This window comes from Streptomonospora nanhaiensis, from assembly GCF_013410565.1.
Classification (GTDB): domain Bacteria; phylum Actinomycetota; class Actinomycetes; order Streptosporangiales; family Streptosporangiaceae; genus Streptomonospora; species Streptomonospora nanhaiensis.
In genome coordinates, this window is the sequence record NZ_JACCFO010000001.1 from 214038 (window position 1) to 227694 (window position 13657).

The 13657-nt window shown below is 75.7% G+C and carries 12 protein-coding genes and 2 pseudogenes; 12 read left to right on the forward strand and 2 right to left on the reverse strand.

Translation table 11 applies throughout. The annotated features are described in order from the left end of the window. Positions 1-47 precede the first annotated feature (47 nt). Entirely contained in the window at positions 48-452 is a 405-nt protein-coding gene (locus tag HNR12_RS00930) for an SSI family serine proteinase inhibitor (protein ID WP_179765669.1), read from the reverse strand. Between the two features lie 208 nt (positions 453-660). Then, entirely contained in the window at positions 661-855 is a 195-nt protein-coding gene (locus HNR12_RS00935) for a hypothetical protein (RefSeq protein WP_179765670.1), read from the reverse strand. 693 nt (positions 856-1548) lie between these two features. Here HNR12_RS00935 and HNR12_RS29370 point away from each other — a divergent pair. The 12 genes and pseudogenes from HNR12_RS29370 to HNR12_RS00990 form a co-directional block, all read left to right on the forward strand. Then, positions 1549-2214: pseudogene (locus HNR12_RS29370) on the forward strand (sensor histidine kinase); the annotation flags it as partial. 122 nt (positions 2215-2336) lie between these two features. Then, positions 2337-2483 carry a hypothetical protein gene (locus HNR12_RS29375; protein ID WP_338119835.1) on the forward strand — a complete coding sequence of 49 codons (147 nt, stop codon included), beginning with the start codon at positions 2337-2339 and terminating at the stop codon, positions 2481-2483. 772 nt (positions 2484-3255) lie between these two features. Then, positions 3256-3543 (forward strand): annotated as a pseudogene (locus HNR12_RS29380) (STAS domain-containing protein); the annotation flags it as partial. Between the two features lie 223 nt (positions 3544-3766). Beyond that, positions 3767-4924 carry an AI-2E family transporter gene (locus HNR12_RS00955; protein WP_338119697.1) on the forward strand — a complete coding sequence of 386 codons (1158 nt, stop codon included), beginning with the start codon at positions 3767-3769 and terminating at the stop codon, positions 4922-4924. After that, entirely contained in the window at positions 4921-5052 is a 132-nt protein-coding gene (locus HNR12_RS29385) for a hypothetical protein (protein ID WP_338119698.1), read from the forward strand. The genes HNR12_RS00955 and HNR12_RS29385 overlap by 4 nt, the downstream gene beginning before the upstream one ends. A 581-nt stretch (positions 5053-5633) precedes the next feature. Further along, positions 5634-6419, forward strand: coding sequence for a 2,3-dihydro-2,3-dihydroxybenzoate dehydrogenase (locus HNR12_RS00960; protein ID WP_179765673.1), 786 nt, complete (start codon positions 5634-5636; stop codon positions 6417-6419). 158 nt (positions 6420-6577) lie between these two features. Then, complete coding sequence (locus HNR12_RS00965; protein WP_179765674.1) at positions 6578-7819, forward strand: isochorismate synthase; 1242 nt, start codon at positions 6578-6580, stop codon at positions 7817-7819. A 98-nt stretch (positions 7820-7917) separates the two neighbouring features. Then, positions 7918-9585: a (2,3-dihydroxybenzoyl)adenylate synthase gene (locus tag HNR12_RS00970; protein WP_179765675.1), complete on the forward strand. Its 1668-nt coding sequence runs from the start codon at positions 7918-7920 to the stop codon at positions 9583-9585. Between the two features lie 70 nt (positions 9586-9655). Then, a complete protein-coding gene (locus HNR12_RS00975) occupies positions 9656-10321 on the forward strand; it encodes an isochorismatase family protein (protein WP_179765676.1) in 666 nt (221 codons plus the stop codon). Between the two features lie 40 nt (positions 10322-10361). Continuing rightward, positions 10362-11735, forward strand: a complete 1374-nt coding sequence (locus tag HNR12_RS00980) for a lysine N(6)-hydroxylase/L-ornithine N(5)-oxygenase family protein (protein WP_179765677.1) — start codon at positions 10362-10364, stop codon at positions 11733-11735. Between the two features lie 68 nt (positions 11736-11803). Continuing rightward, a complete protein-coding gene (locus tag HNR12_RS00985) occupies positions 11804-12049 on the forward strand; it encodes a phosphopantetheine-binding protein (RefSeq protein ID WP_179765678.1) in 246 nt (81 codons plus the stop codon). A 67-nt stretch (positions 12050-12116) separates the two neighbouring features. Beyond that, positions 12117-13619, forward strand: coding sequence for a tryptophan 7-halogenase (locus HNR12_RS00990; protein ID WP_179765679.1), 1503 nt, complete (start codon positions 12117-12119; stop codon positions 13617-13619). Positions 13620-13657 lie beyond the last annotated feature (38 nt).

The following is a 13657-nucleotide window of genomic DNA, read 5'->3' on the forward strand; positions in this document are numbered from 1 at the left end:
CGGCGGTCGGACCGACCCGGCCGGACCGCTCCGACCGCCCGGCGCGCTCAGAGCGGGAAGACGCCGTCGGTGGCGCCCTGGGCCTCGCAGGCGTTGCCGAACTCCTTCTGCCATTCCACCGGCCGGCCCTTCCAGGTGCCGGTGGCGGACAGCCGCACGGGGTCGTACTGAAGCGTGCACACCACCTGCTGCTGGCGGGCCGTGCCGAGCCGGTCGAAGTCGCCCCCCGCGGTCTCCAGCGCGGCGCACGCCCGCGCGGCCTCGGGGTGGGTGCCCCCGGCGGGGTGGCAGTCGAGGGTGGTGGAGGTGCGGGTGGAGGCGTCGCCGTTCTCCACCGTCAGCTCCAGCCGGGACCGCGGCTCGGCCGCCGCCTGTGCTGGCGTGCTCGCCAGGGTCGCCGCCGCCAGCCCCGCGGCCAGGGCCAGCACCGCCGCCGTCCGTCGATTGCGCATTTCTCCTCCTGCGCGGGCCCGGCCCGCTCCGGTTCGGATGACTACCGAAGCCATTGAATCGTGACACCGGGTCGCGCGGGCCGGTTTCGGCGAATTCGGCGCGGCCGTGTCGCGGGCGCGGGCGGCGGGCCGGGTCGGAGTGGAGCGGGCGGGGGGAGGTCCGGCCGGGGACGGGTCGGGGCGGTCGGGGCGCGGGGCGCCCCGGTGGTCAGTCGGCGGCGGCGCGGGCGGTGGCCTCCGCCGCGCGCCGCACCCCCTCGGCCTCCTCAGCGGCGCGCTCCTGGAGGCGGCCGCACAGCCGGCAGCGCACCGTCTCGGGCGGCAGCGGGCAGGGGCAGTAGTGGCAGGTGGTCGTACAGGCCGCGTCGTAGCGGGCCAGCAGGGCCTCGCGCATGTCGTCCATCGCCTCAGCTTGCCACGGCGCAGGCGCCGCCCGGGCCGCCTCCCCAGGCCCCGTGGGCGGTCCCGTGCGGGCGCCGCCCGCCGACGCCTGCCGAGCCCCGGCGCCGTCCGCGACCGCGGCCATACCGCGAATTGGGCAACCGGTGACCTTGGGCGGGCACGGCGGCGGGCAGCCCTCTGCCGTATGGGTCAACGGGGGACGAAGGGCTGGAGGCGCATGCCGAACCGGTCGCGCCTGCGGCCCCGCTCGATCCGCGCCCGGGTGGCGGCCGGCTCGGTGGCGGCCGCCGCGGTCATCCTGCTGGTGTTCGGGGTGCTGACCTCCGTCCTGGTGCGGGCCGTGGTCCACCGCGGCGAGGTGGAGCGCGCCGCCGAGGCCGCGCGCGAGGTCGTCATGGAGATCCAGAGCCACCGTGTCGAGGGGAAGTTGCGGCCGCGCGGCGGGGTGTCGCGGCTCCAGGTGGTGGCCCCCGACGGCGAGGTCCTGGCGTCGGGCGGCGCCGCGCGCGACACGGGGCCGCTCACCGAGGTGCGCCCCTCCCGCCCCGAGGCCCAGGTGGTCACCACCCGGTGCCCGCAGCGCCGCACCGCCCGCTGCCTCACCATCGTCGGCTACGCCGCCGCGGACTCCCACTACGGCGACGTCCTGGTCTACGCGGCCGTGCCGCGCTCGGGCCTGGTGTCCTTCCCCCTCATGGAGGTGGTGGTGCTGGGCCTGGGGCTGGCCCTCCTCGTGCCCACCGGCGCGCTCGCGTGGTGGGGCGCGGGCCGCACCCTGCGCCCGGTCGAGGACATCCGCACCGACCTGGAGCACATCACCGCCTCCGACCTGGGGCGGCGCGTGGCGGTGCCCGACACCGGCGACGAGGTCGCCCGCCTGGCCCGCACCGTCAACGACACGCTGCGCCGGCTGGCCGCCGCGATGGACCGCCAGCGCGGGTTCGTCTCCGACGCCTCGCACGAGCTGCGCAACCCCATCGCAGGGCTGCGCACCCGGCTGGAGGTCGAGCTGGCCGACCCCGGCGGCGACGTCCGCGAGGCGCTGCGCGGCGCGCTCGCCGACACCGAGCGCCTGGAGCGCATCGTCAGCGACCTGCTCGAACTCGCCCGGCTGGACGCCGATGTCGCCACCGCGCGCGAGCCGGTCGACCTGGGCGACCTGGCCGAGTCGGAGGTGCGGCGCCGCGGCGCCCCGCCGCGCGTGGAGAGCGAGGCGGAGCCCCGGCTGTTCGTGTACGGCAACCGGCTGCGCCTGGTGCGGCTGCTGACCAACCTGCTCGGCAACGCCGAGCGGCACGCGCGCGAGCGGGTGCTGGTGACCGTCGAGCGCGAGGGCCAGGAGGTGGTGCTGCGGGTCCACGACGACGGCAACGGCGTGCCCGAGCAGGAGCGCGAGCGCATATTCGACCGCTTCGCCCGCCTGGCGGGCCGCGCCGGCGCGACCCCGGCGGCACCGGGCTGGGCCTGGCCATCTCGCGGGAGATCGCCGAGGCCAAGGGCGGCACCCTCGACGTCGGCGACAGCGACCGCCTGGGCGGCGCGGTCTTCACCCTGCGCCTGCCGCTCTACGTCGGGGGCCGGGGCGGTGGAGGAGCGGGGACGCGGGATGGGCGGCGCCGGGGTCAGTAGGTCAGCTCAGACGGGGCATGTCAGACAAGCCGGACACGTAACACGGGCACGCGGCCGGGTCGCGGCACGCAACGGCGGAGACGGGAGAGGAGAAGGCCATGCGCTACGCGGGTCCCGCGGACATGGGCGACGACGAGCAGGAGACCGAGCGCGCGATGTACGAGAGCGGCGGCGAGGAGCCGCCGGGGGAGCTGTCGTTCGAGGACGTCGACGACTCCCGCGACACCGAGGAGGCGGCCGACCTGGACGGGGCGGGCGGGGGCGGCCCGGCGGGGGCGGCCGGACCGGCCGACGAGAGCGACGACGCCGAGGACGACGACGAGATCGTGTTCCTGCCCGACGAGGACGGCGAGGGCCCCGAGTCCTACTTCGACTCCCGCTCCTAGGGGCCCGGTGGGGGTGCTGTCCGGGGCCGGGGACGGCGGTGTCCCGGGGCCGGGTGGCGGAACAGGTGGCGGCCCTCCGGGTCGGCGCGGATCGCGGCATCCGCACCGACCCGGAGGGCCCTCGTGTCCCACCGCAGTCCTGCCGCCGCCGGGGCCGCGCGGGCGCGCGGCCGTGCTCCGGTCGGCGGGGCGGGGTGGCCGCCTCCGGACGCCTGGCCCCGCGCCGCCGGGTTCGGTTCCGCCGAGGGCCCGGGAGTTGGAGAATGGAGGCGGGATCGAGACAGGCAGCACAGGCAGCGCCGCGGGCCCACCGCGCCCGCGGGCACCGGCGGAGTCGGGACGGACCCTCAATGTGCCACCTTGACGTGGGAATCCAGGATCGGGACGGGACCACCGTCATGCGTTTGAAAGGGGAGTTCGACCTCGCCGGAGTGGACCGGTTCGAGCAGACCGCCGGAACCGCCGAGATCGTGTACGGGCCGGTCATGGTGGTCGACCTCAGCGAACTGTCCTTCATCGACTCCGTGGGACTTGGCGCGCTGGCGCGGCTCCACCGGCGCCTGGCGCGCGCGGGCGGCGCGCTCACCGTCTACGTCCCGCCCGGCAAGATCGAGCGGATCTTCCACTACAGCGGCCTGAAGCAGGCTATGGACATCCGCACGCCGCCCGCGTGATGGGAGGGCCGCCGAGCGCCGGAGAATTGGCGCGCGCCGGGCGGGTCCCGCGGGCGGGGCCTGCGGTGTTCACGCTGGTAGGGGGTGGTGCGGGCGGCGCCGCCGGCCGCCCCGGCGCGTGGCCGACGGCTGATGGCCCGGCCCCCTGCGCGCCGCCTCGCCGCAGGGCATCCGCCTTCGCTACGTTGAGGGCGCACATCCGCACCGTGGTGGGGAGACCGGGTTGGCCGAGCGCGACGCCGACGACGCCGCCGAGCGTCCCGCAGGCCCCGAGCGCCCGGCCGCGCGGGGGACCGTGGAGGCGGCCGCCGACCCGGAAGCCCGTGCGGAGGCCGGTGCGGGACCGGGTGCGGACCCGGGTGCGGGCACCGGCTCAGGGGCTCTGCCCTCCGCGCCGGGAGCGGGCGGGCGGCGCCCGCCCGCGCTGCCGGGGGCGGTGATGAGCGCGGCCGAGCGCGCCGCCGGAGGCGCCCGGCCCGGCCCGCTGGAGGGCGTCAACTTCTTCCTCGTGGGGTTCACCGGCGCGCTGGGCGTGCTGACCGCCTGGCTGCTGGTGGAGACCCTGGTCCGGGCACAGGCCGTCTTCGTCAGCTTCCTGGTCGCGCTGTTCCTGGCCGTGGGCCTCAACCCGGTGATCGAGTGGCTGCGGCGGCTGGGTGTGCCCCGCTGGGGCGCGATCGTGCTGGTGTGCGCGGCGCTGGTGGGGTTCGCCGCCGTGTTCCTCTGGGCGATCGTGCCGCCGCTCACCCAGCAGGTGGCGGAGTTCATCGCCGACCTGCCCGAGTACTTCGCGGAGGCCCAGCGCAACCCGGTGCTCGCCGACCTCGACCGCCGGTACCGGCTGCTGGAGCGCGCGGAGGGGTTCGTGACCAGCGCCGACTTCGGGCGTCGGGTGTTCGGCGGCGTGTTCGGGGTGGGCCAGGCGGTACTGAACACGGTGGTGACCGGGTTCACCGTGCTGGTGCTCACGCTGTTCTTCATGGCCTCGCTGCCGGGTATCACGGAGGTGGGCTACCGGCTGGTGCCGCGTTCGCGGCGGGCGGCGGTCAGGGAGTTGGCCGACGAGATCCTGGAGCGCGTCGGCGCGTTCATCGCTGGCCAGTTGTTCATCGCGCTGATCGGCGGCGCGGTGGCGCTGGCGTTCCTGAGCGTGATCGGGTCGGGCTACGCGCTGACGCTGTCGCTCATCGTCGCGGTGACGGCGCTGATCCCGCTGGTCGGCACGACCATCGGCGCGCTGGCCGCCACGGTGGTGGTGGGCGTGGGCGACCTGCGCCTGGGCGTGGTGACGCTGGCCTTCTTCCTCGTCTACCAGCAGATCGAGAGCTATGTCATCGCACGCGCGTCATGCAGCGCTCGGTGCACGTGGCGCCGACTGTGACGATCACCTCGGCGCTGCTGGGCGGGGCGCTGCTGGGGGTGGTGGGCGCCCTCATCGCGGTGCCGGTGGGAGCCGCCGCGACCCTGATCCTCAACCGGGTGGTGTTCCCCAAGCTGGAGAACCGCTGAGGGGCGGGGCGGCGGCGTGCGGCGGCGGGCGGTCACGCTCCGCGGCGGGTGAGGGGGCGGGTGGACGGCCGAGGGCGAGTCGGTGGCAGGGGACAGAGGTTGGTGGAAGGAACTGGGAGTGGGCGCCCGTGCTGCGCCCACCGGGCGGCGGTTCTGGCCTGAAGAACGCGGTTCTGGATGAGGACGTCGGCGCTGCGGCCGGATGGTCGAGGCGGCGGCGAGGCGCCGAAGGCAGCGGGGGCAGGGGGCGGAGCGGTTTGGGTCCTCCTGCGGGTGGCTGGGCGCCAGACGGGGCGCCGAGGGCGGCGGGGGCCCGCGTGGTTACTCCCCGTGATGACTAACCTCCAGGGCAGTGTGATCTATCCCCGGCGTCCACTCTCCCGGCAAAAGCCCCGGCCGCCGCCCTGGTGAGCCTTGCGGTGTTCTTCGGTCGGTGACCGTTGTGTTGCATAACGCACTCGGTGTCGGAATTTCCAGGGTTGACACAATGCGCTCCGCCGATCAAGACTTGCGGACAGTTGCTTAGGTAAGCATTGCCTTACTGAGGTGTGCTTATCCTTTGTTGTGCCGAGAGGAGTGTCGTGTCCCACAACGGGATCGAGGGAACGGTGGCCCTGGTCACGGGCGCCGCCCAGGGCATCGGCCGCGCCGTGGCCGTCCGGTTGGCCGACGCGGGCGCGACCGTCGCCGCCGTCGACCGCGACCCCGAGGGGGCGGCCGACACGGCCGACGCCCTGCGGGCGGCGGGGCACAAGGCGGCGGCCTACGTCGCCGACGTGCGCGACTCCGCCGCCGTCGACGCCCTCGTCGACTCCGTCGAACGCGACCTCGGACCCATCGCGCACGCCGTCAACGTGGCCGGCGTGCTGCGCACCGGCCCCGTCACCGCCACCGGCGACGCCGACTGGGCCGAGCTGTTCGCCGTCAACGCCACCGGCGTCTTCCACGTCTCGCGCGCCGCCGCCCGCCGCATGGCCGGGCGGGGGAGCGGGTCGATCGTCACGGTGGGGTCCAACGCGGCCGGCGTGCCGCGCGCCGACCTCGCCGCCTACGGCGCCTCCAAGGCCGCCGCCGCAATGTTCACCAAGTCGCTGGGCCTGGAGCTGGCCCGCTACGGCGTGCGGTGCAACGTGGTCTCGCCCGGCTCCACCGACACCCCCATGCAGCGCGGCATGTGGTCGGGCCCCGACGGCGCCGCCCGGGTCATCGCGGGCGATCCCGGCAGCTTCCGCACCGGCATCCCCCTCGGCCGGATCGCCGACCCCGCCGACATCGCCGACGCCGTCTGCTTCCTGGCCTCCGCCTCGGCCCGGCACATCACCATGCACGACCTCTACGTCGACGGCGGCGCCACGCTGCGCGCCTGAGCCCGCGCGGCGGCCCTGCCCACCCTCCCCGCTCCCCGCCTGCCCCCCGCCCGGCGCGCCCCCGCGTGCCGCCGCGGCGGAAAACCGCACTTCCCCGACCTGATCAGTGCGCTTCGCCGGCGCCGATCGGTCCCGCACGGCAGAAATGAGATGGACCGGTGTCCCACCAGCGCGCCCGCACCGCCGCCCTCGACGACCTGCTCGCCGCCTACCGCCCCGGCTCCGCCTTCCTCGCCTCCGGGCGCGGCGTCCTCCTGGGGCGCGGTGCCGCCGCCCGCACCGACCGGCTGGCCGACGTCGGCGACCTGCTGCGCGCGACCACCACCGAGGCCCCCGAAGTCCCCGATGGCCCCGCTGCCCCCGCCGCCTCCAGGGCCCCCGGCGGCGTGCCGCGCGGCCCCCTCGCGCTGGGCGCCATCCCCTTCGCCCCCGGCGCGCCGGCCCGCATCGTCGTGCCCGAGGAGGTGGTGTGGGCGCCGCCGCTGTCCGAGGCGCCCCCCGGCGACCGGGGGCGCGGCCCCCTGCCCGGCCCGTGGACCATGCGGGCCGTCCCCGAACCCGCCGCCCACGTCGCCGGGGTGGAGCGGGCGCTGAAGCTGATGGCCGACGCCGGAGAGGGCGAACTCGCCAAGGTCGTCCTGGCCCGATCGCTGCGCCTGACCGGCCCCGGCCCCGTGGACGTCGCCCGGCTGCTGCGCAACCTGGCCTGGCGCGACCCCGCCGGGTTCACCTTCGCCATGGACCTGCCCACCGCCGGCGAGGGGCCGCGCACCCTGGTGGGCGCCAGCCCCGAACTGCTGGTGGCCAAGCGCGGCGGCGCGGTGGTGTCCAACCCGCTGGCCGGGTCGGCGCCGCGCAGCGCCGACCCCAGCAAGGACCAGCGCCGCGCGGTGGAGCTGCTCGGCTCGGCCAAGGACCGCCACGAGCACGCCGTGGTGGTCGAGGCGGTCGCCGAGGCGCTGCGCCCCTACTGCCGCACGCTGCGGGTGCCCGAGCCCGAACTCGCCGGGACCGCCACGCTGTGGCACCTGTCCACCCGCATCACCGGCGAGCTGCGCGACACCGACACCCCCTCGGCGGTACTGGCCGCCGCCCTGCACCCCACCCCGGCCGTGTGCGGCACGCCCACCGCCGCCGCGCGCGCCGCCATCGCCGCCATCGAGCCGTTCGACCGGGGCTTCTACACCGGCGCGGTCGGCTACACCGACGCCGCCGGCGACGGCGAGTGGGTCGTCTCCATCCGCTGCGCCGAGGTGTCCGGCGACAGCCTCGACCTGTTCGCCGGCGGCGGGATCGTGCCGGGCTCCGACCCCGACGCCGAACTCGCCGAGACCTCGGCGAAGCTGCGCACCCTGCTGCTGGCCCTGGGGGTGAACCAGCCGCCGCCCGGAACCGGGTGAGCTCCGCCCGCGCCGCCGCGCCCGCCCGCTCCGCCCCTCGCCGGCCTCCCCGCCCGCACCGCCCGCTCGCACCCGCCCTCAAGGAGTGACACACCGCCATGCTCGCCGGATGCACCCCCTGGCCGCCCGAGTTCGCCGCCCGCTACCGCGCCGCGGGGTACTGGACCGGGGAGACCATGGACGCGTTCCTGCGCGACCGGGCACGCCGGTTCGCCGGGCGCACCGCCGTGGTCGGCGGGGCCGAGCGCTGGACCTACGCCGACCTCGACGCCCGCGCCGACCGCGCCGCCGCCGGCCTGGCCCGCCTGGGCGTGGCCCCGGGCGACCGCGTCGTGGTGCAGCTGCCCAACGTCCCCGAGGTATTCGAGGTGGTGTTCGGGCTGTTCCGGCTGGGCGCGCTGCCGGTCTACGCCCTGCCCGCCCACCGCCGGGCCGAGGTCGCCCACCTGTGCGCGGCCACCGAGGCCGCCGCCCTGGTGGTCGCCGACGTGCACGCCGGGTTCGACCACCGCGACCTGGCCGAGCGGGTGCGCGCCGAGACCGGCGGCCCCGCGCGGGTGGTGGTGGTCGGCGACGCCGGGGGCCGCGCGGGGTTCACGCCCCTGGCGGAGGTGCGCCGGCTGGGGGAGGGCCAGGAGCCGCCCGCGCCCGCGGCCGATCCCGCCGACGTGGCGTTCCTCCAGCTCTCCGGCGGCACCACCGGCCTGCCCAAGCTCATCCCGCGCACCCACGACGACTACCTGTACTCGGTGCGGGCCAGCGCCGAGATCTGCGGCCTCACCCCGGACACCGTCTACCTGTCCGCGCTGCCGGTCGTGCACAACTTCCCGATGAGTTCGCCCGGCTTCCTCGGAGTCTTCCACGCGGGCGGCACCGTGGTGCTGGCCCCCGACCCCAGCCCCGCCACCTGCCTGGCGCTCATCGAGGCCCACCGGGTGACCAACGCGGCCGTGGTGCCGCCGGTGGCCCTGCTGTGGCTGGACGCGGTGGCCGGGGGCGCCCACGCCGACCGCGACCTGTCCTGCCTGGAGGTGCTCCAGGTGGGCGGGGCCAAGTTCGGCGCCGAGGCCGCGCGCCGGGTGCCCGCCGTGCTGGGCTGCCGGCTGCAGCAGGTGTTCGGCATGGCCGAGGGGCTGGTCAACTACACCCGCGCCGACGACCCCGCCGAGACCGTGTTCACCACCCAGGGCCGGCCCATCTCCCCTGACGACGAGATCCGCGTCGTGGGCCCCGACGGCGCCGAGGTGCCCGAGGGCCGGCCCGGCGAGCTGCTCACCCGCGGCCCCTACACCATCCGCGGCTACTACAACGCCCCCGAGCACAACGCCCGCGCCTTCACCCCCGACGGCTTCTACCGCACCGGCGACCTGGTGCGGCGCACGCCCACCGGCCACCTGGTGGTGGAGGGCCGCGCCAAGGACCAGATCAACCGGGGCGGCGAGAAGGTCGCGCCCGAGGAGGTGGAGAACCACCTGCTGGCCCACCCGGGCGTGCACGACGCCGCCGTGGTCGCCGTGCCAGACCCCTACCTGGGGGAGCGCGCCTGCGCCTACATCGTGCCGCGCGGCGCGGCGCCCGGGCGCGGCGAACTGCTGGCGTTCCTGCGCGAGCGCGGGCTGGCCGCCTACAAGATCCCCGACCGCGTGGAGTTCGTCGCCGCCTTCCCCGCCACCGGCGTGGGCAAGACCAGCCGGCGCGACCTGCGCGCGGCGGTCCGCGCCGCCCACGCCCGCCCGGCGCCCGCGCCGGACGGCGCGGGCGGCTGACCCCCCGCACCCAGCGGGCGGCGCCGGCGCCGCCCGAGTCCACCAGCCGAAACCGTCGAACGGACCGCAGATGGCGCTGCCGCACATCGAGCCCTACGAACCGCCCGCCCCGGACGACCTGCCGCCCAACCGCGCGGACTGGCGTCCCGAGCCCGACCGGGCCGCGCTGCTGGTCCACGACATGCAGCGCTACTTCCTGCGCCCCTACCGGGCCGGCGCCGAGCCGCTGCGCACCGCGCTGGCCAACATCACGGCGCTGCGCGCGACGTGCCGCGCCGCGGGCATTCCAGTGATCTACACCGTAAAGCCAGGGGGTATGCCGCCGGAGCGGCGCGGACTCGAACGCGACTTCTGGGGGCCGGGCATGGAGGCGGTCGCCGAGCACACCGACATCGCCGCCGCGATCGCGCCCGAGCCCGGCGACACGGTCATCACCAAGTGGCGCTACAGCGCGTTCGCCGGCACCGACCTCGCCGAGCGGCTGCGCGCCCAGGGCCGCGACCAGATCCTCATCACCGGCGTCTACGCCCACATCGGCTGCCTGCTCACCGCCGCCGACGCCTTCATGCGCGACGTGCGGCCCTTCCTGGTGGCCGACGCCACCGCCGACTTCAGCGCCGACGACCACCGCCTCGCGCTGCGCTACGTCGCCCGGCGCTGCGGCGCGGCGCTGAGCGCGGCCGACGCCGTCGCCGCGCTCGACCCCGCCGCCCGCCCGCTGCCCACCCGCGCCTAGCCCACGCGCCGACCGCTCAACCCCCGGTGAAAGGAATTCCGTGACCTCCACGCCGCAGCCTCCGCCCGTCCACGACCTGGTGGGGATCGGTTTCGGGCCGTCCAACGTCGCGCTGGCCATCGGCCTACTCGAACAGCGCCGCCGCGCCGCCGCCGACCCCGCCGTCCCCGCGCTCACCGGCGTGTTCCACGAGCGCCAGCCGGAGTTCGGGTGGCACCGCGGGATGCTGCTGGACGACGCCACGATGCAGGTCTCGTTCCTCAAGGACCTGGTGACCACGCGCAACCCCGCCAGCGACTTCGGGTTCCTCTCCTACCTGCACAGCGTGGGCCGGCTGCACGACTTCATCAACCACAAGACGCTGTTCCCGCTGCGCGCGGAGTTCCACGCCTACCTGGCCTGGTGCGCCGGACGGGTCGCCGACCAGGTGCGCTACAGCTCCGAGGTGGTGGGCGTGGAGCCGGTGCGCGACTCCGCGGGCCGGATCTCCCAGCTCGACGTGATCGCCCGGGCCCCCGACGGCAGCCGGCACCGCAGCCGGGGCCGCAACATCGTCTTCGCCCCCGGGCTGACCCCGCGCCTGCCCGAGGGCGCGCGGCTGAGCGAGCGCGTGTGGCACAACGAGTACCTGCTGCAGAGCCTGGAGCGGATCGGCCCCGGCGCCCGCCCGCGCGGGTTCGTCGTGGTGGGCGCCGGCCAGAGCGCGGCCGAGGTGGTGGAGCACCTCTACCGCCGCTTTCCCGGGGCGCAGGTGCACGCGGTGTTCTCGCGGTTCGGCTACAGCCCTTCCGACGACAGCCCGTTCGCCAACCGGATCTTCGACCCCGACGCCGTGGACGCGTTCTACGGCGCCTCGGCCGAGACCAAGGCCGGGATCATGGACTACCACCGCAACACCAACTACTCGGTGGTCGACCCCGACCTCATCGACACCCTGTACCAGGCCGCCTACCAGGACAAGGTGAAGGGCACCGAGCGGCTGCGCTTCCACAACACCTCGCGCGTGGCCGGGGTCAGCGAGGGGCCCGACGGGGTGACCGTGACCGTGGAGGACCTGGCCAGCGGCAAGCAGACCCCGGTGGCCGCCGACTACCTGGTCTACGCCACCGGCTACCGCCCCGGCGATCCCCGCGACCTGCTGGGCGACCTGGCCGAGCACGTCGTCTGCGACGCCGGCGGCCGCTGCGCGGTGCAGCGCGACTACCGCCTGGCCACCACCGACGAGATCACCTGCGGCATCTACCTGCAGGGCGGCACCGAGCACACCCACGGGATCTCGTCGTCGCTGCTGAGCAACGTCGCCGTGCGCGTCGGGGAGATCCTCGACGCCATAAGCGCCCGCACCGCCGAGCCCGCAGGGACCGCCGAGTCAGCCGCGCCCACCGGGGCGCCCGCCGAGGCCGCCGCCCGCTGAGCCGGGCGCCGCGCCCGCCCTCCTGTCCGCAGACCGCCACCCGTTTCCCGCTGAGGAGCGATCCGACCGTGTCCGAGACATCCGCCACCCCCGACCTGACCGCCGAGCGGCTGCGCGCCGACGTCGAGCGGGTCCTGGGCGAACCCGCCGGCTCCGTGGGCGAGGACGACAACCTCCTCGACCTCGGCATGGACTCCATCCGGCTGATGAGCCTGGTCGAGACCTGGCGCAAGGCCGGCGTGGAGACCGACTTCATGACCCTGGCCGAGGAGCCCAGCGTGCGCGCGTGGTCCCGGCTGCTGCTCAACGACTGACGCCGCCCCGCCCCGGCCCCCTCCGCTCCGCGACCGCCGTCCGCCCCCCAGCCAGGAGAGCACCAGCATGAGCGTTCCCGAGCAGTTCGATGTCATCGTCGTCGGCGGCGGCCCCGCCGGCTCCACCCTGATCGCCGACCAGGGCCACCGGGTGGTCCTGGTCGACAAGCAGAGCTTCCCCCGCTACCAGATCGGGGAGTCCCTGCTGCCCGCCACCGTGCACGGCGTCTGCCGCCTGCTGGGGGTGGAGGACGAGGTGCGCGCCGCCGGGTTCACCGTCAAGCGCGGCGGCAGCTTCCGGTGGGGCACCAGCCCCGAGCCGTGGAACTTCCTGTTCGCGCTGTCGCCGGAGCTGTCGGGCCCGACGTCCTACGCCTACCAGGTCGACCGCATGACCTTCGACCACCTCCTGCTGAAGAACGCCGCCCGCCACGGGGTGGACGTCCGGGAGGAGTCGCCGGCGCTGGCCGCCGTGACCGACGGGGAGCGGGTCAGCGGCATCCGCTACACCGACCCCGGCGGGCGGGAGCGGGAACTGGCCGCGCGGTGGGTGGTCGACGCCTCGGGCAACGGCAGCCGGCTGCACGCGGCCGCCGGGGGGCGCCGCCAGTACTCGGAGTTCTTCCAGAACCTCGCGGTCTTCGGCTACTTCGAGGGCGGCGGCCGGCTGCCCGCGCCCGACTCCGGCAACATCCTGTGTGCGGCCTTCGACGAGGGCTGGCTGTGGTACATCCCGCTCAGCGACACCCTCACCAGCGTCGGCGCGGTGCTCAACCGCGGCCAGGCCGCGCGCATCTCCGCCGACCGCGAGCGCACGCTGATGGAGTCGATCCAGCGCTGCGCGATCGTGCGCGACATGCTCGGCGGCGCCGTGCGCGTCACCGAGGGCACCTACGGCGAGATCCGGGTGCGCAAGGACTACTCCTACGCCGACACCCGGTTCTGGGCGCCGGGGATCGCGCTGGCCGGCGACGCCGCGTGCTTCATCGACCCGGTGTTCTCCACCGGCGTGCACCTGGCCACCTACGGCGGCCTGCTGGCGGCCCGCTCGGTCAACAGCGTCCTGGCCGGCGAGCTGCCCGAGGAGCGCGCCTTCGGCGAGTTCGAGGCCCGCTACCGGCGCGAGTACGCGGTCTTCTACGAGTTCCTGGCCGCCTTCTACGACATGCAGCAGCACGAGGACTCCTACTTCTGGAAGGCCCGCAAGGTCACCAACATGCGCGCCGGCGACATGGAGGCGTTCACCACCCTGGTGGCCGGCGCCTACTCCGCCGAGGCCGCCCTGGTGCGGCCCGACACCCTGGCCGAGCGGTTCAGCGCCTCCTCGGCCGACCTGGCCGGGGCGGTGGAGCGCACCGGAGCCGCGCGCACGCCCAGCGGCGAGCGCATGACCGAGCTGTTCCGGGCCCCGGTGGTGGCCGACGTCATGACCGAGATGAACCAGATCCAGCGGCGCGGGGTCGGCGGCGCCATCACCGAGCCGCCGCTGATCGAGGGCGGCCTGGTCCCCTCGCCCGACGGCCGCCGCTGGATCGAGCCCGACACCGCACCGGCGGCCGGCACCGCCTGAGCCGCCCCGGTGCCCGGCGCCACCTGATGCGGGGAACC

What these genes read in the sequence shown, in the direction of transcription:
- HNR12_RS00930 (WP_179765669.1), bottom strand. Translation starts at nt 452, where the DNA reads ATGCGCAATCGACGGACGGCGGCGGTGCTGGCCCTGGCCGCGGGGCTG.
- HNR12_RS00935 (WP_179765670.1), bottom strand. Translation starts at nt 855, where the DNA reads ATGGACGACATGCGCGAGGCCCTGCTGGCCCGCTACGACGCGGCCTGT.
- HNR12_RS00970 (WP_179765675.1), top strand. Translation starts at nt 7,918, where the DNA reads ATGCTCGCCGGATGCACCCCCTGGCCGCCCGAGTTCGCCGCCCGCTAC.
- HNR12_RS00975 (WP_179765676.1), top strand. Translation starts at nt 9,656, where the DNA reads ATGGCGCTGCCGCACATCGAGCCCTACGAACCGCCCGCCCCGGACGAC.
- HNR12_RS00990 (WP_179765679.1), top strand. Translation starts at nt 12,117, where the DNA reads ATGAGCGTTCCCGAGCAGTTCGATGTCATCGTCGTCGGCGGCGGCCCC.